Source organism: Henriciella pelagia (assembly GCF_002088945.1).
Classification (GTDB): Bacteria; Pseudomonadota; Alphaproteobacteria; order Caulobacterales; family Hyphomonadaceae; genus Henriciella; species Henriciella pelagia.
This window is the reverse complement of the sequence record NZ_NCSU01000011.1, coordinates 86,308-106,316: the sequence shown is the minus strand read 5'-3', so window position 1 is coordinate 106,316 and position 20,009 is coordinate 86,308. Positions and strand designations below refer to the sequence as shown.

At 60.3% G+C, this 20,009-nt stretch carries 22 protein-coding genes; 13 read left to right on the top strand and 9 right to left on the bottom strand.

Annotated features, from left to right (window positions below; all coding sequences use genetic code 11):
- Window positions 1–81 precede the first annotated feature (81 nt).
- Entirely contained in the window at window positions 82–534 is a 453-nt protein-coding gene (locus B8746_RS09980; protein ID WP_084393547.1) for a DUF6491 family protein, read from the top strand.
- On the opposite strand, the gene gatC is transcribed toward B8746_RS09980, so the two are convergent.
- Window positions 535–822 carry an Asp-tRNA(Asn)/Glu-tRNA(Gln) amidotransferase subunit GatC gene (gatC, locus tag B8746_RS09975; protein WP_084393546.1) on the bottom strand — a complete coding sequence of 96 codons (288 nt, stop codon included), beginning with the start codon at window positions 820–822 and terminating at the stop codon, window positions 535–537.
- A gap of 76 nt (window positions 823–898) precedes the next feature.
- On the opposite strand from gatC, the gene ruvX reads away from it, so the two are divergent.
- From ruvX to B8746_RS09955, 4 genes are all read left to right on the top strand, one after another.
- A complete protein-coding gene (gene ruvX / locus B8746_RS09970; RefSeq protein WP_084393545.1) occupies window positions 899–1,357 on the top strand; it encodes a Holliday junction resolvase RuvX in 459 nt (152 codons plus the stop codon).
- Window positions 1,354–2,280 carry an AEC family transporter gene (locus tag B8746_RS09965; protein WP_084393544.1) on the top strand — a complete coding sequence of 309 codons (927 nt, stop codon included), beginning with the start codon at window positions 1,354–1,356 and terminating at the stop codon, window positions 2,278–2,280. The genes ruvX and B8746_RS09965 overlap by 4 nt, the downstream gene beginning before the upstream one ends.
- Window positions 2,281–2,349: 69 nt before the next feature.
- Complete coding sequence (locus B8746_RS09960) at window positions 2,350–3,297, top strand: aspartate carbamoyltransferase catalytic subunit (protein WP_084394196.1); 948 nt, start codon at window positions 2,350–2,352, stop codon at window positions 3,295–3,297.
- Window positions 3,294–4,562, top strand: a complete 1,269-nt coding sequence (locus B8746_RS09955) for a dihydroorotase (protein ID WP_084393543.1) — start codon at window positions 3,294–3,296, stop codon at window positions 4,560–4,562. The genes B8746_RS09960 and B8746_RS09955 overlap by 4 nt, the downstream gene beginning before the upstream one ends.
- Here the strand turns inward: B8746_RS09955 and B8746_RS09950 are convergent.
- Window positions 4,559–5,143, bottom strand: a complete 585-nt coding sequence (locus B8746_RS09950; RefSeq protein ID WP_084393542.1) for a TetR/AcrR family transcriptional regulator — start codon at window positions 5,141–5,143, stop codon at window positions 4,559–4,561. The genes B8746_RS09955 and B8746_RS09950 overlap by 4 nt on opposite strands.
- 132 nt (window positions 5,144–5,275) lie before the next feature.
- On the opposite strand from B8746_RS09950, the gene plsY reads away from it, so the two are divergent.
- From plsY to rsmA, 6 genes are all read left to right on the top strand, one after another.
- Window positions 5,276–5,893: a glycerol-3-phosphate 1-O-acyltransferase PlsY gene (gene plsY, locus B8746_RS09945; protein ID WP_084393541.1), complete on the top strand. Its 618-nt coding sequence runs from the start codon at window positions 5,276–5,278 to the stop codon at window positions 5,891–5,893.
- Window positions 5,890–6,963, top strand: coding sequence for a DNA-processing protein DprA (gene dprA / locus B8746_RS09940; RefSeq protein WP_084393540.1), 1,074 nt, complete (start codon window positions 5,890–5,892; stop codon window positions 6,961–6,963). The genes plsY and dprA overlap by 4 nt, the downstream gene beginning before the upstream one ends.
- 132 nt (window positions 6,964–7,095) lie before the next feature.
- Complete coding sequence (locus B8746_RS09935) at window positions 7,096–9,279, top strand: LPS-assembly protein LptD (RefSeq protein WP_084393539.1); 2,184 nt, start codon at window positions 7,096–7,098, stop codon at window positions 9,277–9,279.
- A gap of 136 nt (window positions 9,280–9,415) precedes the next feature.
- Window positions 9,416–10,657 carry a peptidylprolyl isomerase gene (locus B8746_RS09930; RefSeq protein ID WP_233124148.1) on the top strand — a complete coding sequence of 414 codons (1,242 nt, stop codon included), beginning with the start codon at window positions 9,416–9,418 and terminating at the stop codon, window positions 10,655–10,657.
- A 48-nt stretch (window positions 10,658–10,705) separates the two neighbouring features.
- Window positions 10,706–11,710: a 4-hydroxythreonine-4-phosphate dehydrogenase PdxA gene (gene pdxA, locus B8746_RS09925; protein WP_084393538.1), complete on the top strand. Its 1,005-nt coding sequence runs from the start codon at window positions 10,706–10,708 to the stop codon at window positions 11,708–11,710.
- Window positions 11,703–12,566 carry a 16S rRNA (adenine(1518)-N(6)/adenine(1519)-N(6))-dimethyltransferase RsmA gene (gene rsmA, locus B8746_RS09920; RefSeq protein ID WP_084393537.1) on the top strand — a complete coding sequence of 288 codons (864 nt, stop codon included), beginning with the start codon at window positions 11,703–11,705 and terminating at the stop codon, window positions 12,564–12,566. The genes pdxA and rsmA overlap by 8 nt, the downstream gene beginning before the upstream one ends.
- Here rsmA and gmk read toward each other — a convergent pair.
- The 7 genes from gmk to fabD all read right to left on the bottom strand — a co-directional run bounded on the left by gmk (window position 12,536) and on the right by fabD (window position 18,530).
- Window positions 12,536–13,189, bottom strand: coding sequence for a guanylate kinase (gene gmk, locus B8746_RS09915; protein WP_084393536.1), 654 nt, complete (start codon window positions 13,187–13,189; stop codon window positions 12,536–12,538). The genes rsmA and gmk overlap by 31 nt on opposite strands.
- Window positions 13,179–14,069: a YicC/YloC family endoribonuclease gene (locus tag B8746_RS09910; RefSeq protein WP_084393535.1), complete on the bottom strand. Its 891-nt coding sequence runs from the start codon at window positions 14,067–14,069 to the stop codon at window positions 13,179–13,181. The genes gmk and B8746_RS09910 overlap by 11 nt, the downstream gene beginning before the upstream one ends.
- Window positions 14,066–15,100 carry an endolytic transglycosylase MltG gene (mltG, locus tag B8746_RS09905; RefSeq protein WP_084393534.1) on the bottom strand — a complete coding sequence of 345 codons (1,035 nt, stop codon included), beginning with the start codon at window positions 15,098–15,100 and terminating at the stop codon, window positions 14,066–14,068. The genes B8746_RS09910 and mltG overlap by 4 nt, the downstream gene beginning before the upstream one ends.
- Window positions 15,101–15,159: 59 nt before the next feature.
- Entirely contained in the window at window positions 15,160–16,440 is a 1,281-nt protein-coding gene (fabF, locus tag B8746_RS09900) for a beta-ketoacyl-ACP synthase II (RefSeq protein ID WP_084393533.1), read from the bottom strand.
- 9 nt (window positions 16,441–16,449) lie between these two features.
- Window positions 16,450–16,686 (bottom strand): acyl carrier protein, encoded by a 237-nt coding sequence (locus tag B8746_RS09895; RefSeq protein WP_084393532.1) that lies wholly within the window; start codon window positions 16,684–16,686, stop codon window positions 16,450–16,452.
- A gap of 109 nt (window positions 16,687–16,795) precedes the next feature.
- The gene (gene fabG / locus B8746_RS09890; RefSeq protein WP_084393531.1) at window positions 16,796–17,533 is read right to left on the bottom strand and encodes a 3-oxoacyl-[acyl-carrier-protein] reductase; all 738 of its coding nucleotides are present in this window, start codon (window positions 17,531–17,533) and stop codon (window positions 16,796–16,798) included.
- Between the two features lie 52 nt (window positions 17,534–17,585).
- Window positions 17,586–18,530: an ACP S-malonyltransferase gene (gene fabD, locus B8746_RS09885; RefSeq protein WP_084393530.1), complete on the bottom strand. Its 945-nt coding sequence runs from the start codon at window positions 18,528–18,530 to the stop codon at window positions 17,586–17,588.
- A 146-nt stretch (window positions 18,531–18,676) separates the two neighbouring features.
- Between fabD and B8746_RS09880 the strand changes: the two genes are divergently transcribed.
- Window positions 18,677–19,510, top strand: coding sequence for an isocitrate lyase/PEP mutase family protein (locus tag B8746_RS09880; protein ID WP_084393529.1), 834 nt, complete (start codon window positions 18,677–18,679; stop codon window positions 19,508–19,510).
- A 156-nt stretch (window positions 19,511–19,666) separates the two neighbouring features.
- Window positions 19,667–20,005 (top strand): 30S ribosomal protein S6, encoded by a 339-nt coding sequence (gene rpsF, locus B8746_RS09875; RefSeq protein ID WP_084393528.1) that lies wholly within the window; start codon window positions 19,667–19,669, stop codon window positions 20,003–20,005.
- Window positions 20,006–20,009: the final 4 nt, after the last annotated feature.

Sequence of the window (20,009 nt, the reverse complement as noted above, 5' to 3'; positions counted from 1 at the left end):
AACAGCTTGACCGGATGACCAGTTGTTCATCAGGAGTACAGAAATAGACGTCTAATACCGGCCTCAAACAGGGAGCTCACCATGAAACAGCTGAATGGAATGACGATTGCCGCGATCACCGTGCTGATGGGATTGGCGGGATGTTCGACCACCTCCGAAACGGGTGAACAGGACGAAGCCTGGCGCACGGATGCGCGGCTCGGCGAACAGGTCGACAGGATCTGTTTCCGCTCTTCCATCGACAATTTCCGGGCACCGACGCGCAACACCGTTATCGTGGAAAAGGGCGTGGATGATGAATACCTCATCGAGACCATGGGCCGGTGTCACGACCTCAGCCACGCGCAATCGCTGAGCTTTGACACGTTCCCGGGTGCTGGCTGTGTGTCGCGCGGCGACTCGATTTACGCCTTTGACAGCGTCTTCGGTCCGGACCGCACCGACATTCCGTCCGTGCGCTGCCCTATCGCCGCGATCTATGAGTGGGATGAAGACGCAGCCGAGGCAGCTTCCGAAGTCGAAACCGAAGAATAGCTACTCGACCGATTTCGGGACGACGAAGAAGCCGTCATCGCTCTTTGGAGCGTTGGCTAGCACCTGGTCCTGGATGTTGCCGTCAGTCACGACGTCATCGCGCATTGGAAGCGTCGCGTCGACCACGGACGTCATGGGCTCCACGCCGTCCACGTCGACTTCATTGAGTTGCTCAATCCACCCCATGATGGACGTCAGCTCATTGGCTAATGGCTCGAGACGGTCCTCGCTCACGGCAATCCGCGACAGGCGGGCGACCTTGCGAACATCATCCTTGCTAACGCTCATGGGCTTTCTCCAATCGACACAAGGCTCCGTTACGCGCTAGGCAGGGCAAATTCAAGAGAAGAGCCCACACTCCGTCATGGCTGTAACTGACCTTTTCGACCTGCCGGCCTTCGGTGTCCTGATCGGGATCGATCCGGGGTCGAAGACGCTCGGCATTGCCGCCTGTGACGGGGCACGCCTGATCGCATCGCCGGTCGAGACGATTCAGAAAGGCCGCAAGCTCGGCCCCTCGCTCGACCGCCTCATGGCAATCGTGGACGAGCGGCGCGCGGTCGGCATCGTCATGGGACTGCCCCTGAACATGGACGGATCTGAAGGACCGCGTGTTCAGTCTGCCCGCGCACTGGCCCGCAATATTCTCGAACGCCGTGACATCCCGATTGCCTTCCAGGACGAACGGCTGACCAGTTCCGAAGCCGAACGCGCCATGATCACGGCAGACCTTTCGCGCGCCCGACGCGCAGAACTGATCGACGCATCTGCTGCCGCCATCATCCTGCAGACAGCCATCGACAGGCTGGCCAACGCGTCATGAACGCCTTCATCAGCGCGCTCATCCCCGTCATGGCCATCGTTGCGCTCGGCCGTTTTCTCGGTTGGCGGACAGTGCTTCCTGACGATGGCTGGCGCGCGATTGAGCGGCTCGCCTACATCGTCCTCTTCCCTGCACTTATCATCCGCGCGCTCGCCAATGCGCCTTTTGAGACAGCGCCATGGAAGCTGGCCTTGATCCTGATTGTCGCCCAATGCCTGCTTGGTGCTTTCGGCCTGCTCGCGCGGGCCTGGCCGAAGATCACCGGGCCGGCTGTGGGATCAATCATCCAGTCCAATGTCCGCTGGAATACCTTTGTCGGTCTTTCCATCGGCGGCAGCATTTTCGGCACTGAAGGCCTCGCACTGGTTGCCATTGCAGCCGCCGCCATGATCCCGACCGCCAACATATTGAGCGTCGCCGCCCTCACCTCCCATGCCGAGCGCACCGACCTGCCGAAGCGCAACCCGGCGGTCGAGCTTGCCCGCAATCCGCTCATCATCGCCTGCGTCATCGGGATCGCACTCGCCGCAACGGGCGTCGAACTGCCTGCGCTTGTCGACGAGACGATTGACCTTCTTGGCGCCGGTACAATCGCGCTTGGTCTTCTGGCAGCGGGTGCCGGCATGGATATCGCGGCGCTCGGCCGGGCCGGTACGCGGACGCTCGTCTGGTCGCTCGTGCGCCTGCTCGGGCTGCCCGCGCTGACAATTGCAGGCGCGCTAATGCTCGGTCTGACAGGCACGCCCTTCGCCATCGCCGTCATCTGCGCATCTGTCCCGACCGCAACGAGCTCCTATATCCTCGCGCGGCAGCTCGGCGGGGATGCACCGCTCGCAGCAAACCTGATCGCCATGCAGACCGTACTTTCAATTGTAACCATGCCGGCAATCTGGTTTGCCTGTCTTGCGGCGGGGCTTTTCTGAGGTGCTGGCTGCTGCCCCTTGCCCTTCGCAGGAATCGCGCATAAACCGCCAAAAATCGAAAGGCAGCGCATGGCCATTCCGGGCTACAGCTACGAATTTGAGCACCGCCACCTGTTGAGCATTGAGGATCTTTCCCGGCTCGACATCGAACACATTCTCGATCTTTCCGAAGAGTTTGCGGAGGCGACCCGAGCCGGTCATCGGCCTGAGCCGCACCTGAAGAACATGACGGTGATCAATCTCTTTTTCGAGAATTCGACGCGGACCATGTCCAGCTTCGAAATTGCCGCAAAGCGTCTCGGTGCCGATGTTGTCTCCATGCCCGTCGCCGCTTCCAGCGTGAAGAAGGGCGAGACGCTGATCGACACCGCCATGACCCTGAACGCCATGGCACCCGACGCAATCGTTATCCGGCATTCGGCCTCCGGCGGGGTGAAACTGCTTTCCCGAAAGGTGGATTGCGCTGTCATCAACGCCGGTGACGGCACGCATCAGCACCCGACCCAGGGCCTGCTCGACACGCTCACCATCCGCCGCGCCAAGGGACGCATCGAAGGCCTGAAGGTCACGATCTGCGGCGACATCCTTCACTCGCGTGTGGCCCGTTCAACAACGATGGCGCTGCACCTGCTCGGTGCGGAGGTCACGCTGTGCGGTCCGGCAACGCTGATGCCATCGGGCACGGATACCTGGGGCGCCATCCGCGCGATCAGTGACTTTAACGAAGCCATTGAAGGGGCAGATGTCGTCATGATGCTCCGCTTGCAGCTCGAGCGGATGAACGGCGCATACCTGCCCAGCCAACGAGAATATTTCCGCAATTTTGGCCTGACGGCCGAACGCCTCGAACACGCCGCGCCCGATGCAACCGTGATGCACCCCGGCCCGATGAATCGCGGCGTCGAGATCGAGAGCGCAATTGCTGATGGTGAACGGTCTGTGATCACCGAGCAGGTGGAAATGGGGGTAGCTGTTCGCGAAGCCGTTCTGAAGCTTCTCTCGGGGAGACGCCGATGAAGACGCTGATCAAGAATGCGCGTTTGGCCTGTCCGGCTTCCGGGCTGGATGAAAGCGGCTCGCTGTTTCTGGAAGACGGTATCATCGCGGCGATTGGTGACGTGAGTGAACAGGCCGATGAGACTGTTGATGCCGGTGGTCTCATTGCAGCGCCGGGCCTGATCGACCTTCGCGTCAAGACGGGAGAACCAGGGGCAGAGCAGAAAGAGACACTTGCGACCGCCTCCCGCGCGGCGGTGGCTGGCGGCGTCACCAGCATGGTCGTGATGCCGGACACTGATCCTGTCATTGATGATGTGGCCCTCGTCCAGTTTATCGCCAATCGCGGGCGGGAAACCGCAAAGACCCGAATCTACCCGGCAGGAGCGCTCACCAAGGGCCTTAAGGGTGAGGCCATGGCGGAGATCGCGATGATGTCCGGCTCGGGCGCAGTGTTTTTCACGAATGGCGACCTGCCCGTCGAGAACGCTTCCGTCCTTCGCCGGACCATGGGCTATGCAGCGAGCTGCAAGGCGATTGTGTCCAGCCGTCCGAATGAGCACTCCCTCGGGGTCAACGGCGTCATGAATGCCGGTGCACAGGCTGCGCGGATGGGGCTTTCCGGGCTGCCCCGCGAAGCCGAATGGATCGGACTGGGCCGCGACCTGCTTCTCGCCGAAGCGACGGGCTGCACGCTGCTGGTTGATCAGGTTTCGACGGGCCGAAGCATGGAGATGATCCGCGAGGCGCGCCGACGCGGCGTGCGTCTCCACGTTAGCGTGGCCGCGCATCATCTCTTTTTCAATGAACTCGATGTCGGCGACTATCTCACCTATTGCAAGGTCAACCCGCCATTCCGCCGCGAAGAGGACCGCCAAGCCCTCATCGACGCACTGGTCGCAGGCGAGATCGATGCGGTGGTGTCCGCCCACGACCCCCAACCCCCAGAAGAAAAGCGGCTGCCATTTGGCGAGGCCGCGTTTGGTGCTGCTGGTCTGGAAACGGCACTTTCGGCGCTACTGGCCCTTGTGCAGGATGAGCGGATTGGCCTTCTCGATGCGCTGCGCCCCGTAACGGCGAGCCCGGCCGACATCATTGGCGTGCCACAGGGGCGTCTCGCCGTGGGAGCCCCTGCCGATATCATACTGTTTGACCCGAACAAGCCTTGGCTCTGCGAGCGTGAAGACCTTCGGTCGCGCTCGCTGAACTCCCCTTTTGATGGCCGTCGAATGGTCGGCCGCGTCAACCGGACAATCATTGCTGGCGAAACAGTGTTTGAACGCTAGTCGAAGAGGCCGAAAATTGCATCGAGCCGTGATCGCATCCAGGATTCTTCGACGGTGCCGCCCCTGGAAAGCACTTCAATTTCCACACCCCGGCAGAAACTGACGGCGATGCCTGCGATATAGTCCGGGCTTGTCGCGCCCGCTTTGCGCAACCCGTCGGCAACGGCCTCCTGCAACAAGCCCGACCAGCGGCTCACCGGATCCTGCAGGGCTTCATTGTGGCGCGCGTAGAGGATCATCGCATATTCAATGCGGGCCAACTCGGAATCCCCGGCATCCAGGGCCGTCATGCGAGTCAGGAATGTCGTTACATCCCGGACGGTTCTCAGCGGCCTCGCGTTCAGCGCGTCGATCAGCGCCTTTTCATAGTCTGAAACGTACAGCGCAAATGCCCGCTCCACGAGGATGTCGAGCGAACTGAAATGATAGGTCGCCGTACCCGGAGAAAGCCCTGCTTCCTCCGCAATCATTCGGTGTGTCAGCAAATCGGGACCGTTTTCGCCGATCAGGGTGATGGCTGCCCTGAGTATTCTTTCACTGGCGTCGATTGTCGTCTCCTGTCCCCCGAAGCGAGCGTCCACACTAGATCAAGTTCCGCTAGGGCGTCGAGCCCCTGAACGGCGTGGCTTGTATCCTTCTACCTTGACGCTCGCGGCTGTTGACGAAACAAGCTAGGCAACAAGGCAGGCTTCGGCCTGCGCCAGGATGATGCGATGACTTACCTTCCTTATATTGTTGCAGCAGTCGGCGGATACCTGCTGGGGTCGATCCCATTCGGACTGATCCTGACGCGGGCCGCCGGGCTCGGGGATATCCGCCAGATTGGGTCTGGTAATATCGGCGCGACCAATGTGCTTCGGACCGGCCGGAAGGACCTCGCATTTGCGACCCTGATCCTCGACAGCTTCAAGGCGGGGCTTGCTGTATTGTTCTTCACCTTCGCGTTCGCGAGCCGCAATGTCGGACTCATTGCTGGTGCCGCTGCCTTTCTCGGACACTGTTATCCGGTCTGGCTGGGCTTCAAGGGGGGCAAGGGTGTTGCCACCTATGCCGGCCTGCTGACATTTGCCTCCCTGAAAGGGCTGATGGTTGGCGGTCCTGTCTGGCTCGGCATGTTTCTCCTGTTCAGGATCTCGTCTCTTGCCGCGCTCACAGCCGCCGCGATTGTCCCGATTGGCGCCTATCTGCTGGGTGAAACCCATTTTGCCGTCGGTGTCCTGGCCGCCCTCAGCCTTCTCGTCTTCTGGACCCACAGGGCAAACCTTCAACGCCTGCTGAAGGGAACCGAGCCGAAATTTGGCGAGAAGAAAAAGCCGGCAGAGACGGAATGACGAACCGTCTGGGGGAACATGAGCGGCTTGAATGGCTCGCTCTGGCGCGCACACCAAATATCGGCCCGGTCAGCTTCTTTCAGCTCATCGAAAAATTTGGCTCTCCAGCAGAAGCATCGAAAGCGATCCCGCGACTAAAGCCTGACCTTGCAGCCGCCCGTCAGGAAATCGAACAAACCCGGCAAGCCGGCGGCGTGCTTCTGTGTGCGGGTGAGGTAGACTTTCCGAAAGCCCTTTCGCCCCTTTCCCCGCCCCCGCCTGTACTTTCAGTGGTTGGGAATGTCGACCTATTCACCCGTCCGACCATAGCAATCGTCGGCGCGCGCAATGCGTCGGCTGCCGGCCGCAAGCTGGCGCGCCTGATTGCAGCAGGCCTCGGCGAAGCCGGTTTCGTGACCGTGTCAGGCCTGGCTCGCGGCATAGATGGTGAAGCACATGCTGCCAGCCTGGATAGCGGAACAATCGCCGTTTTGGCGGGGGGTGTGGATCAGTTGTACCCGCCGCAACACCAGGAGCTTTATCAGGCGATCTCACGCCAGGGACTCATTGTGTCAGAGCGGCGTTTCGGCCACCGCGCGACGGCCAGGGATTTTCCGCGTCGTAACCGCATCATTACGGGACTGGCACTCGGCACTGTCATCGTCGAAGCAGCGGAACGCTCTGGTTCGCTCATATCCGCGCGCATGGCAGGCGAACAGGGGCGCGAAGTCATGGCGGTTCCCGGCTCGCCTCTCGATGCCAGGACAGCTGGCACCAACCGCCTGCTCAGAAACGGTGCAACGCTGGTGCGGCACGCCGATGACGTCATTGAGGCTGTCAGCGCGCAGATCGACCGCCAATGGGATCTGCTCAATCACAGCGCCCCTTCGCGCATCGACGAACCTGAAACAGACATTTCCGACGAGCTGGCTGCACGCGTTTACGAGGCGCTCTCGCCTACTCCTCTCTCCATCGACGATATCGCACAGGCGAGCGCCTGTTCGGCGCGCCAATGTGCGTCGGCCCTGATGGAACTGGAGCTGGACGGCCGCGCCATCACGCATGCCGGGGGGTTCGCATCCCGGGCCTGAAGCCGCGTCGGCTTTGTCCGGGCTGCAACACCACGCGTGAATAACCCGCAAGGGTGGCATGTAAATCTGGACGGGCCTGACAAGGCCGCTTATGCGGGAATCACCGGGTATTTGGTAAATTTAGGAGGCCTCATGGCCGTTTGGAAAACCGCATTTGCTGCGATCGCACTGGGAGCGGTCGCTCCGCTCGCGCTCGCGCAGGCCGCCCCGAACGAGGCTGCGGAATCCAGAAAAGTCACGCTGCAGGCTGACAATGTCTATGTCCTCGAAAACGAGAACACGGTCGTCGCCGAAGGCAATGTTTCTGCAGAATATCAGGGCCGCGTGCTGACCGCTGACCGGCTGACCTATAACCGCTCTACAGCCCGCGTCCGCGCGCAGGGCAATGTGGTCATTCTCGAACCTGACGGCACGCAACGCTTCGCCGATGAGGTGGAGACCGATGCTGACCTTGCAAACGGGTATGCGGTCGAGTTCGCCATGCGCTCACCGGATGGAGCAACCGCTTCTGCCAATTCCGCCCGCCGTGAAAACGAGACGCTGAATACGCTGGATCGAGCGATCTTCACCGCATGCGAGCTCTGCGAAGGGGATACCACACCGACATGGGCGATCCGGGCGCGCGAAGCCGTGCTCGACGAAGACGACGGCATGTACACGTACAAGGACGCCGTCCTCGAAATCGCAGGCATTCCGGTCATCTACCTGCCCTATTTTGCGCACCCTGACCCCAAGGCGGAACGCCGGTCCGGCTTTCTCATCCCGACGCTGGGAAGTTCGTCCAAGACCGGGTTCAATTATCAGCAACCCTATCTCTGGGCCATTTCCCCCTATCAGGATCTGACTATCTCTCCGGCCGTGTATTCGAAGGTAAATCCGCTGCTGGAACTGGACTACCGAAAGCGGTTCTGGTCGGGCAATCTGAACATCAGTGCAACCGTCACGAATGAGAAGGAATTCGATTCCGATGGTGAGAAGTTCGGTGAACAGGAGTGGCGTGGGCACATTTTCGCCGATGGCCAGTTCAGTATCAATGAGAACTGGCTCTGGGGCTTCGGCGTCGAAGAAACGACGGACGACCTCTATATCGAGCGCTACGATATTCGCGGAGAGAATGACAAACGCGGCCTGTACACAAACCAGCCGAGAACGCTGCTCTCACAGCTCTATGCGGTGGGACAGTCATCCAACTGGTATGCAGACGCCTCCGTTCTGACCTTCGACAATTTGCGGCTGACCGATCAGAGGGAAGCGGCCATTGCTGACGTCCTGCCCCTCGGTTATGCGCAGTATGACCTCGACCTTGGCGCTTTTGGTTATGCTGGCCTCAATGCCTCAACTGCCTTTCTTTCGCGCCAGACCGGCCCGGACAGCCACCGTCTCACGGTTGGCGCAGACTGGTCGGTCCAGAAGATCCTGCCAGGCGGCGTTGTCGCCCAGCCATTCGCTGAGGCCCGGTTTGACCGGTATGAGTTGAACGATTTTCCAAATACCGGAGATGGCGACACGGTGGACCGGGGTGTCGGCGCGATCGGCACGGAGCTCTCCCTTCCCTTCTATCGGCCAGGAAAGAGCGTGGACATCATAGTGGAACCCATTGTGATGGCTGCGGTCGGGACAAAGGGGCCAAACGATGCCGAGATACCGATTGAAGATGGCCTGTTCTACGAACTCGACACATCTTCGTTGTTCGACGCCAATGGTCAGGCAGGCTACGACCTCTACGAGGGCGACGGCAAGATCGGCGCCGGCATATCGACCGTTGCGCGCTGGAAGTCCGGGGTGCAGCTGTCGGCCCTGGCAGGGCGTCGCTGGCGGGACCGCGATGATCCAGCTTTCGACGTTCCAAGCAATCTTGATGGCACGGCCAGCGACTGGCTCGGCGCAGTGTCCCTGGACTGGGGGCGTCCGTTCACCTTCAAGGCAAAGGTCCGTCTCGACGACGACAGCCTGGAGCTGAACCGCCTTGATACGAGCGTTGACTTGCGGTTCGACCGATTTCTCGCTTCGGCAATCTACTATCAGATTGACGAGGAAATTACGCAGGCCGGCATTCGTCAGGAAGGCGTGATCCTGCAATCCGAAGTCTCGGTTACAGACAACTACTTCGTCACCTACGGTCTGCAGCGCGATATTGAAAGCAATCGCGACATTCGTCATTCCATTGGCGTTGGATATCAGGATGACTGTTCCCGGTTCGAACTGGTATTTGAACGCTCCGAGCAGGTGGACCGCCAACTCGGACCATCCGACTCGATCATGTTCCGCTTTGGTCTGAAGACACTCGGCGACTTTGGTTCGAACAGCTTCGACTAATTCAGTGCAGGTTCATTTGCACGCAGCCATATACGCTTTGGCAACTGGCATCTTCGGATTGCTTCACATGTTTCTGACGGTATGGTCTGCCATAATTTAAGCGACATCGGCTGGCATGGCGGTCGTGGAGGTAAGTATGATGAAATTCGGCATCGCCGCACTCGCTCTCGCATTTTCGGCGCCTGCGCTAACACCCGCTCCCGCCGCGCAGGAAGCCCAGACGATCGAAGGCATCGTCGCAATCGTCAATGACGAACCGATCTCCTACAGCGACGTGCGCGAACGTGCTGCGCTGCTCCTTCTGACGCTCGGCGTGCAAAGCCCGAATCAGCAGCAGGTGCAACAGATCACCGCTCAGGCACTGGATGAGCTGATCGACGAGAAACTGCAGCTGCAGGAAGCGAATGAGTATGAAGTGGAAGTCTCCGATCAGGACATCGCGTCTGCCGTCTCTGATATGGCCCGACAGTCCGGCATGGACCGGGACGGACTGATCAATGTACTCCTCGCAGCCGGCGTAAACCCCTCCAGCCTGCAGGAACAGATGCGCTCGGAAATCGCGTGGCGCCGGATCATGGGAGGGCTGTATGGCTCCAGAATCCGGATTTCCGAAAACCAGATCGATGAACAGCTAGCACAATTGAAGGCCGCCTCGCAAAAGACCCAGTACCGGATTGGCGAGATCTTTCTCTATGCGCCGGGAGACGCGGAAAAGGAGCAGGCGACCGCAGGCGCCAATACCATCCTTGAGCAACTTCGGGCGGGCGCCCCATTCGAACTTGCAGCTCAGCGATTTTCATCCGCTCCGACAGCCGCGGCCGGCGGCGACATGGGCTGGGTTTCCATTGAGGACCTGGATCCTGCCGTGGCCGAGGCTGTGCAGGCCATGCCGCAGGAAGGCCTTTCCGACCCGATCCGTGTAGACGACGGTATTTACATTATTGCTTTCCAGGGCAAGCGCGAGCCCACCGAAACCGTTGCCCTGGTCGATCTCGTTCGTCTCGCTGTGCAGGATGGCGACGAGGACAAGCTCAGGACCGCAGTGGCAGCAGCAGGCAGCTGTGACGGCGCAGAAGAACTCGCGGAAAATGACCCAAACCTCAGCGCTTCGCGCCTAGACGATTTCCGCCTTGCCGATCTTGGCCCGGAAGGCCGCGCCCTTGTTGAGTCCACCAACGTTGGTGAAGCGACCGACATCTTCGCGATGTCCGGCACACTTGCCGTCATGTTCGTCTGCGATTTCGACGAAACCGGCAGCACGCTGCCATCCCGCGAGGAAATTGAGGATCGTTTGTTCTCACGCCAGCTGTCGATGATTTCCCAACGGTCTCTTCGCAATTTGCGGCGCGAAGCGACAATTATCCAGCGCGGCAGCTAGTCAGGCAGAGCCTTGAACGCTGCAGCGCTTCTCAAGTAAGCAGCTGCGATGACCGATAGTGCCCTCCCCCCTCTCGCCATCAGCATGGGCGATCCTGCTGGCTGCGGACCTCAGATTACGGGCGAAGCCTGGAAGGCGCTGCACCAGTCTCCCGGTCACGCCTTCTATGTGATTGGTGATGCATCGCTTTATGATGTTCCAGTCGCCATGATCAGCCATCCCGCGGATGCGGCCAGTGTGTTCGGGTCGGCACTTCCCATCATGCCGCTCAAAAGCCGGCTGCAAGGTGTCGTGCGCGGAACGCCGGACGCATCCATGGCATCCGGCATCCTTGAAAGTATTGAACGGGCAACGCTTCACGTACTGTCCGGCGACGCCGCAGGCGTGATCACAAATCCAATCTCGAAGGCCGTTCTGTATTCCGCAGGGTTCAACCATCCCGGTCATACCGAGTTCCTGTCGGCCATCTGCGAACGGGAGAAAGGCGGGGTCTTCCCACCCGTCATGATGCTCGTTGGCGGAGGCCTGAGGGTCGCGCTGGCGACCATTCATGTTCCCCTGCTCGATGTGCCGCAGCATCTGACGCCTTCGCACCTGCGGCAGGTGACGCAGATAACGTGCGCGGCACTGAAACAGGATTTCGGCCTGAACGCCCCACGCATTGCGCTGACGGGTCTCAACCCTCATGCCGGCGAGAATGGCACGATCGGCACCGAGGAACGCGACATCATAAACCCGCTGGCGCGTACGCTGCGATCGGAAGGTATGGATGTCACAGATGCCCGCTCTGCTGATACGGTCTTTGCGGAAATGCTGGATGGTCGCTTCGATGCAGTGATCGCCATGACACATGACCAGGGGCTTATCCCGGTCAAAACGCTCGATTTCTGGGGCGGTGTAAACACGACGCTCGGCCTGCCCATCATTCGCACCAGCCCCGATCATGGTACGGCCTATGATGCGGCCCGCGACGGAACAGCAAAGCCCGATAGCCTGATCGCGGCGATCAGGCTCGCGTCTGAAATGGCCGCCAACAGGCTACAGAATGTCTGATCAGGACCCCGGCCTCACCGAAGGCCGCGCCCGCAAGGCGCTCGGCCAGCACTTCCTGTTCGATCCGGACATTTTGCGCCGTACGGCGCTTGCCGCAGGGCCTGTCGAAGGGCGGACCGTCATCGAAGTCGGCCCCGGCCCGGGCGGCCTCACGCGCGCCTTGCTGAAGGAAGGCGTGGGCAAGCTGATCGCCGTCGAAGCTGATGAGCGGTTTGCCTCCGCCCTTACCGACTGGCCTGAGGCGGCAACCGGCCAGCTCTCGGTCCACCAGGGCGATGCGCGCAAGGTGCACTGGGAGAAGCTGATTGGCGAAGCAGGCGGCGAGACGCCCGCCATGATTATCGCGAACCTTCCCTACAATGTCGGCACGCCGCTTCTGGTCGACTGGCTGAAGACTGGCCCATGGCGCGGCGAGATGGCGCTGATGTTTCAGAAGGAAGTCGCCGAGCGCATCGTCGCCGGGCCAGGCACGTCGCATTACGGCCGGCTCGCCGTGCTCGCTCATGCCGTCTGCAACGCGCACATCGCCTTCACCCTGCCCCCAGGCGCCTTCCGCCCGCCGCCCAAGGTCGACAGCGCTGTGGCCGTGCTGACACCACTCCCGGCAGAGAAGCGCTTTGAAGACGTCGAAACGCTAGAAAAGGTTTCAACCGCCGCCTTCGGCCAACGCCGCAAGATGCTCCGCGCAAGCCTCAAATCGCTGGCAAAGTCACGGGGCGTGGATGCGACTGAATGGCTGGAAAGCTGCGATATTGACCCTACAGCCCGGGCGGAAACCCTGACGCAGGAAGAGTTCCGCGCTTTGGCGCGCAGACTGACGACGCTCTACGCCTCCCCCATCAGCTCTCGGACGTGATCCTCGAGGCTGAGCTGGCGCAGACGCTTGAGGCGCTCGACCAGCAGGATGCGCTTCAGGCGCTGATAGGCAACTTCAAGGTCGTCATTGACGATAGCATAATCATAACGCCGCCAGTGGCGCATCTCCGCCTTCGCGTCGCGCATGCGGCGTTCGACGATCTCATCCGTAGAGCCAGGACGCGCTGCAAGACGTGCTTTGAGCGCGTCGATACTGGGCGGCAACACGAAGACGGAAACAACATCGCGCGGCATCTGGTCGTGCAATGCATCGGCGCCCTGCCAGTCGACATCGAACAGGACGTCATGACCGGTCTCGAGCAGGCGTTCGGTGTCCGCGCGCGGCGTGCCATAAAGGTTGTCGAAGACCAGCGCCCATTCGAGGAATTCGCGCCGCGCGATCATCTCACGGAAATCCTCGCGCGACTTGAAGTGATAGTCGATGCCGTTCTTCTCGCCTGGTCGCGGCTCACGCGTCGTGGCGGAGACGGACAGTTTGATATCGGAAAACTCTTCCATCAGCTTGCGAGCTAGCGTCGTCTTGCCTGCACCGGAGGGCGAGGAGATAACCAGCATCAGGCCGCGTCGCTGGCCCTGGTCTTTCGGATGTCCGCTATTCGACATTCGCTGCCTGCTCCTTGAACTGGTCCACCAGTCCTTTGAGCGCGAGTCCCGCATTCGTCAAATCGAGACTGACCGATTTTGAGCAGAGCGTATTGGCTTCGCGATTGAATTCCTGGGCCAGAAAATCGAGCTTTCGCCCGATTGCACCGCCGCCCGACAGCAGGGTGCGGCCGGTATTGATGTGTGCGGCAAGACGGTCGAGTTCTTCACGGACATCGGCCTTGGCCGCCGCCAGCGCAATTTCTGCGGCCATGCGATCACTATCGACTTGCTTGTCGGCTTCGAGTTCAGCGATCTGCTTTTCGAGCCGGGCCTTGAGAAGCTTTGGCTGGTCACCGGCAAGCGCCACGGCCTGAACGCGTTGCGCCTCCATTTCATCAAGGTAGTTGCCGATGACGTGGGCCATCGCGGCGCCTTCACTGAGCCTTGAAGCCGCTAGGTCGGCGACAAGCTGCTCACCCGCGGCGCCAAGCTCAGCAATGATCGTCTCATCCGATCCAATGTCGCGCGTCGACTGCGCGCCTGCTTCAACGACGCCCTTGATCGTCATCAGCGTCGCCAGCGCATTGCCATCAACCGGCGCTGACGACACGTTCTGATAGGCGCGGACAACAGCACTCAGCGCGTCGGCATTCACCACCAGCGTTTCCTTGCCCGCCGACAGGTCGATCCGAAGGCCGATCTGGAGATTGCCCCGTGCGAAGGCTTTGGACGCGGCCTGTTTGACCTGCCTCTCCAGCGCTTCGAAACCGCTCGGCACATTGACGCGAACGTCGAGAGAGCGACCGTTTACGCTCTTTGCCTCCCACGCCCAGCTTCCCCAGTCGGCCTCACCCGAAACGCGGGCAAAGCCTGTCATCGACGATACTCTGTCAGTCAATTGCTGCGCTCCCGGGCAATCTCCTCGCGCTCATAGGCGCGATAGGCCGCAACATTGCGATTATGCTCAGCCAGCGTTTCGGCAAAGAGGTGACCGCCCTTGCCATCCGCGACGAAGAAGACATATTCGGTTTCCGGCGGGTTCAGGACAGCCGCTATCGCATCCCGGCCCGGATTGCAGATGGGCGTCTTCGGCAGGCCGTCCATCTGATAGGTATTCCAGTCTGTCGGCCGGTTCAGTTCGGAGCGGTAAAGCGTGCGGCGTACTTGCTTGCCATTCAGCGTGCGATAGAGCGGCTCTCCGCGCGAGACGCCGTAGATCACCGTCGGGTCACTTTCAAGGCGCATTCCGCGCTTCAAACGTGTAGTGAAGAGGCCGGCGACGAGTGGGCGCTCCTCTGCGATGCCGGTTTCCTTCTCCACGACGGACGCCAGGATCACGGCCTCTTCAGGCGTCGAAACGGGGATACCCTCCTGACGATCAGGCCAGAGCTCTGCCAGCAGATCGTCCTGCGCCTTCTCCATACGCTCGATTATGGACGTGCGTGTCGTGTCGGATGCGAAGATATAGGTGTCGGGCAACAGGGTGCCTTCGCCGATCTCTCGCTCAGGCAGATCACCCACCAGATCGGGATGCGCTTCCACCAGGCGCAGGATCTGCGCTGTCGTACGACCTTCGGGGATGGTAATGCGATACTGGATCACATCGCCTTCGACGAGTTGATCGAGCACGGCGCCAATGCTGGCCCGTGCAGGGATCGCATATTCACCCACCTTCAAAGCGGCCTGCTGACCGCTCAGTCGGGCGTGCAGCTTCATGGCGCGGGCGTCAGAGATGATGCCCTGCTGTTCGAGGCGCTGTGCAACAGCTCCGACATGGTCGCCGGATTCGACGCGAAACTTGGTTTCCTCAACAATGGGGCCGGGCTTCGCCACCTCATTCTGCAGCCACATCCACCCTGCCCCCAGAGCGGCACCACCCACGATGACGCCGATGAAAACAAGGACAAGGATGGCTTTCAGAAAACGCATGGAAGCGACTCAATCGATTGATTCCGCCCCACTTTGCCCCAGTGCTCAGCGAATAGGAACTAGTCTGCCTGCTTAAGGATGAGACAGGCGTTCGTGCCGCCAAAGCCGAAGCTGTTCGACATGGCCGCGCGGACCTTGCCCTTCTTGGCTTTGTGCGGAATGAGATCGATCGGCGTATCAACGCTTGGATTGTCGAGGTTCAGCGTCGGAGGCATGACCTGGTCACGAATGGCGAGCGCGCAGAATGCGCTCTCAATCGCACCAGCAGCCCCGAGAAGGTGCCCAACCGCAGATTTTGTCGATGACAGCGACAAATTCTTTGCGTGGTCGCCAAACAGACGTTCGACCGCCCCCACTTCGCCCTCATCGCCCTTCGGCGTCGAGGTGCCGTGCGTGTTGACGTAGTCGATATCTGCAACATCGAGACCGGAATGGCCGAGCGCCATCTTCATGGCACGGTAGCCGCCCTCCGAACCCTCAGCAGGCGCCGTGATGTGATAGGCGTCGCCCGTAAGGCCATAGCCTGCCACTTCGGCGTAGATCTTCGCACCGCGGGCCTTGGCGTGCTCATACTCTTCGAGCATCACGACAGCCGCGCCCTCGCCCATCACAAAGCCGTCACGGTCCTTGTCATAGGGGCGCGAGGCCTTCTCAGGCGTATCATTGAAGTTGGTCGACATGGCCTTGGCTGCACAGAAACCGGCAATGCCGATCTCACAGATCACGGCTTCGGCGCCGCCGGCCAGCATGACGTCAGCATCGCCATATTTGATGAGGCGGGCAGAGTCACCGATCGCGTGGGCGCCAGTCGCGCACGCTGTCACGACTGAATGGTTCGGTCCCTTGAATCCATGCCGGATGGACACCTGACCAGACGCGAGGTTGATCAGTGCGGACGGAATGAAGAAGGGACTGACCCGGCGGGCACCCTGCGTGTGCAGCGTGATCGCCGTGTCGTAGATGGACTGGAGACCGCCGATACCAGACCCGATAAGCACGCCGGTGCGTTCCTTGTCGTGATCGGTTTCAGGTTTCCAGCCAGAGTCCTCGACGCACTCGTCAGCAGCGGCGAGCGCATACAGAATGAACTCGTCTATCCGGCGACGTTCCTTGGAACTGGCCGCCTTGTCCGGATCAAAGGCATGCGGATCGTCCGCGCCGCCGCCGCGCCCGTCATTCCATGGAACCTGGAAGGCGATCTTGCAGGGCACATCCTTGGTATCGAACAGGTCAATCGGACCTGCTCCGGATTTGCCTGCGATGAGGCGTTCCCATGTGGCTTCGGTCCCGTTTGCGAGCGGGGACACGATACCGATTCCGGTAATGACGACGCGACGCATCAGCTGCTCCTAGGAGACGTGTGCCTTGATGTGGGTGACAGCGTCACCGACGGTGCGGATGTTCTCCTGAACATCGTCCGGGATTTCGATATTGAATTCTTCCTCGAAAGCCATGACCAGCTCGACCAGGTCGAGAGAGTCTGCACCGAGGTCATCGATGAAGCTTGCAGTTTCGACGACCTTGTCGCCCTCAACGTCGAGATTCTCGACAACGATCTTTTTAACACGCTCGAAAACGTCAGACATGGAAAACCTCTCTCATGATGTCTGATAGGAAGACCGAACCGGTCTTGGGATGCCCCGTAGCACGAAGATAATCACGTCGCCAAGGGCTGCAACTGTTTGGTAAACAGCCTTAAATCATAGCCATACCGCCATTTACGTGAAGCGTTTGGCCCGTGACATAGGCCGCTTCATTCGAGGACAGGTAAACCACAGCAGAAGCGATGTCGCTACCTTGACCGAGTTTGCCAGCCGGGATTTGTCCCAGCAATGCCTCTTTCTGGGCCTCTGGAAGCACGTCCGTCATTGGCGATTCTATGAAACCCGGAGCCACGCAGTTCACAGTGATGCCGCGGCTTCCGACTTCCTGAGCCACCGATTTGGTGAAGCCGATCATACCAGCCTTGGACGCGCAATAATTGGCCTGACCAGGGTTTCCCATCACACCGACAACAGACGTAATCCCGACGATTCGGCCGTGACGACGCTTCATCATGCCCCGCATGGCGGACTTGGTGAGGCGGTAATAGGAACCGAGATTGATGTTCAGGACGTCGTTCCAGTCCTCATCCTTCATGCGCATCAGCAGGCCATCACGTGTAATGCCGGCATTGGCGACAAGGATGTCCAGCGGCCCAATAGCCTCTTCAGCGCGGCCAACCAGGCCATCAACCGATTCTGCATCACCGAGATTCGCAGTCACCACTGCAGCTTCGCCTGGTAGTGAGGCCTTCACCTCCTCAAGCACGCCCTCACGCGTTCCGGAAAGGGCGACTTTCGCTCCGGCCTCCGAGAGCGCCTTTGCTATGGCGCTTCCAATTCCACCAGACGCGCCGGTGACCAGTGCCGTACGGCCAGTTAGATCAAACATGGTTTCGTCCTTCTTCCCGAGCGTTTCTTTCGTTTCTGTAGACTATGTCGCCCTAGCCAAGACGTTCTGCAACTGATTCGACATCTTCCGGTGTGCCCAATGTCAGTCCTTCAACCTCCTTGGCCGTCCTCCGGTTCATCACGCTCAGCACCTTGCCTGCGCCCGCCTCAACAAACAGCTCCACGCCCTGGGAGACCATGTATTCCACGCTTTCGCGCCAGCGCACCTGTCCCGTTACCTGTTCGATCAGCTGCTGGCGAATGGCGGACGGATCTGTGGTTGGCGCAGCTGTAACGTTTGCCACGAGAGCCGTGGCAGGAGCCTTCACTTCTATTCCAGCCAGCGCTTCCATCATCGCGTCGGCGGCAGGTTGCATCATCGAACAATGGAAAGGCGCGCTTACCGGAAGCATCATCGCTTTCTTCACGCCGACTTCTGAAACCCTGAACGCAGCGAGTTCCACTGCGGCCTTCGACCCGGAAATCACGATCTGACCGGGTGCATTGTCATTCGCGATCTCGCAAACACCGCCCTCAGCCGCTCCGAGTTCACACAGTGCAACGGCCTGGTCCGGATCGGCGCCCAGCAAGGCGGCCATCGCGCCTTCGCCTGCAGGAACGGCGGCCTGCATGGCATTGCCGCGGATGCGAAGCACACGTGCCGCGTCCGCAACGCTGATAGCGCCGCTTGCTGCAAGCGCTGAGTATTCCCCCAGCGAGTGCCCCGCCACGAATGCTGCAGCCTCCGGTCCAACGCCCCTGGACTGCAGGGCGCGCATCGCTGCCACACTTACCGCCATCAGGGCCGGTTGCGTATTCGCTGTGAGTTTAAGCTCTTCCTCGTCACCGCTCCACATCAGGCCTGACAGGCCCTGCCCAAGTGCTGCATCGACTTCGTCGAAAACGGCCTTTGCCTCTGGAAACGCATCGGCGAGCTCCTTGCCCATGCCGATGAACTGGCTGCCCTGTCCGGGAAAAATGAACGCAAATTTCTTCATGCCGTCCTGCCCTTCAGTTTATGTGAATCGTCTTTGCAATTGGCGCACTGCCTAGAAGGGTCCAAAGTGATGCGCAAGTATCGGGTGGCGCTGCCCATTCAGCTTGGTGCACGTTGGCTGCATCTTCACAGCGGGAAAATCACATCATGACCAGTCAGACCGAGAAGGCGAAAACGTTTCAGGCGCTCCATGAGAGCGGATGTTTCATCATCCCGAACCCCTGGGACATGGGGTCAGCGCGTGTGCTCGAAGGAATGGGGTTCGCGGCGCTTGCAACAACGAGTGCCGGATTTGCGAACTCGATGGGAGCCGATGACTATGAGGTGACACGCAGCATGGTGATGAACCATTCGAGGGCACTCTGCGAAGCCACGTCCATCCCGATCTCGGCGGACCTGGAAAACGGTTTTGGTGACAGCCCGGAAGACTGCGCAGAAACCATAAGGCAAGCGGCCGCATCTGGATTGGTCGGCGGATCAATTGAGGATTTTGCGGGCCGCGGGAAGGGACAATACAGCATCAGCGCCGCGAAAGATCGCGTTGCGGCGGCCGTGGAAGCTGCAAATGCATTGCCTTTTCCGTTCATGCTGACCGCGCGCGCCGAGAATTTCTTCTCGGGCACGCCTGACCTCGCCGACACAATTAAGCGCCTGCAAGCCTATCAGGACGCGGGCGCGCACGTCCTGTATGCCCCCGCCCTACGGACCCTTGCGGATATCCACTCGGTGCTCGCATCGATTGACCGACCGCTGAATGTACTCATGGGACCTTTCGATGGGTTTGGACCGGTCGAAGCAATGGCCGAGATCGGCGTGCGACGCGTCAGCCTTGGCTCGGCGCTGGCAAATGCTGCAAATGGCGGGCTGATCCGGGCCGCTGAGGAGCTTCAGTCGACCGGCACATTCAACTTCCTGAAAGATGCTGTCGGCGGCAAGCGGCTTATGGCCATCATGAATGGTCGGAACGCAGCCAGCGACTGAGCCTTCCGGCTTGCTTTTATCCACAGTTTGAGGTTTAAGCCGCGCTTCAACGGGCTGCGGTCCTGCGGTGCGGAATGAGCCGTACCTGTCAGGGGCCATCGCCGGAGAGGTTTCCCGCCACTCCAGCGCCGCTGCCCAGAACCATGGGAAAGCAAAATGTCATACTATGAACACGTGCTGATTTCCCGGCCGGACATCTCGCCTGCACAGGTCGAGTCTCTGATCGAGGAACTCAGCGAATTCCTGAAGAACCAGGGCGCCAAGGTCGGCAAGACCGAGTATTGGGGCCTGCGGAACCTCTCCTATCCGATCAACAAGCAGCGCAAGGGTCACTATTCCCTGCTCAACATCGACGGCCCAGCCGAAGCGATCGCAGAGCTTGAGCGCCGCCAGCGGATCTCCGACGACGTCATCCGTTACATGACGATCAAGGTCGACCAGCTCGACGACGAGCCGTCCGCGATGATGGGCCGCAAAGGCCGCAGCAAGGACTAAGGGG

What these genes read in the sequence shown, in the direction of transcription:
- B8746_RS09880 (WP_084393529.1), top strand. Translation starts at nt 18,677, where the DNA reads ATGACCAGTCAGACCGAGAAGGCGAAAACGTTTCAGGCGCTCCATGAG.
- plsY (WP_084393541.1), top strand. Translation starts at nt 5,276, where the DNA reads ATGACTTACCTTCCTTATATTGTTGCAGCAGTCGGCGGATACCTGCTG.
- fabG (WP_084393531.1), bottom strand. Translation starts at nt 17,533, where the DNA reads ATGTTTGATCTAACTGGCCGTACGGCACTGGTCACCGGCGCGTCTGGT.
- B8746_RS09955 (WP_084393543.1), top strand. Translation starts at nt 3,294, where the DNA reads ATGAAGACGCTGATCAAGAATGCGCGTTTGGCCTGTCCGGCTTCCGGG.
- pdxA (WP_084393538.1), top strand. Translation starts at nt 10,706, where the DNA reads ATGACCGATAGTGCCCTCCCCCCTCTCGCCATCAGCATGGGCGATCCT.
- gmk (WP_084393536.1), bottom strand. Translation starts at nt 13,189, where the DNA reads ATGTCGAATAGCGGACATCCGAAAGACCAGGGCCAGCGACGCGGCCTG.
- mltG (WP_084393534.1), bottom strand. Translation starts at nt 15,100, where the DNA reads ATGCGTTTTCTGAAAGCCATCCTTGTCCTTGTTTTCATCGGCGTCATC.
- rpsF (WP_084393528.1), top strand. Translation starts at nt 19,667, where the DNA reads ATGTCATACTATGAACACGTGCTGATTTCCCGGCCGGACATCTCGCCT.
- ruvX (WP_084393545.1), top strand. Translation starts at nt 899, where the DNA reads ATGGCTGTAACTGACCTTTTCGACCTGCCGGCCTTCGGTGTCCTGATC.
- fabD (WP_084393530.1), bottom strand. Translation starts at nt 18,530, where the DNA reads ATGAAGAAATTTGCGTTCATTTTTCCCGGACAGGGCAGCCAGTTCATC.
- dprA (WP_084393540.1), top strand. Translation starts at nt 5,890, where the DNA reads ATGACGAACCGTCTGGGGGAACATGAGCGGCTTGAATGGCTCGCTCTG.
- B8746_RS09965 (WP_084393544.1), top strand. Translation starts at nt 1,354, where the DNA reads ATGAACGCCTTCATCAGCGCGCTCATCCCCGTCATGGCCATCGTTGCG.
- B8746_RS09930 (WP_233124148.1), top strand. Translation starts at nt 9,416, where the DNA reads ATGATGAAATTCGGCATCGCCGCACTCGCTCTCGCATTTTCGGCGCCT.
- fabF (WP_084393533.1), bottom strand. Translation starts at nt 16,440, where the DNA reads ATGCGTCGCGTCGTCATTACCGGAATCGGTATCGTGTCCCCGCTCGCA.
- gatC (WP_084393546.1), bottom strand. Translation starts at nt 822, where the DNA reads ATGAGCGTTAGCAAGGATGATGTTCGCAAGGTCGCCCGCCTGTCGCGG.
- rsmA (WP_084393537.1), top strand. Translation starts at nt 11,703, where the DNA reads ATGTCTGATCAGGACCCCGGCCTCACCGAAGGCCGCGCCCGCAAGGCG.
- B8746_RS09980 (WP_084393547.1), top strand. Translation starts at nt 82, where the DNA reads ATGAAACAGCTGAATGGAATGACGATTGCCGCGATCACCGTGCTGATG.
- B8746_RS09895 (WP_084393532.1), bottom strand. Translation starts at nt 16,686, where the DNA reads ATGTCTGACGTTTTCGAGCGTGTTAAAAAGATCGTTGTCGAGAATCTC.
- B8746_RS09935 (WP_084393539.1), top strand. Translation starts at nt 7,096, where the DNA reads ATGGCCGTTTGGAAAACCGCATTTGCTGCGATCGCACTGGGAGCGGTC.
- B8746_RS09960 (WP_084394196.1), top strand. Translation starts at nt 2,350, where the DNA reads ATGGCCATTCCGGGCTACAGCTACGAATTTGAGCACCGCCACCTGTTG.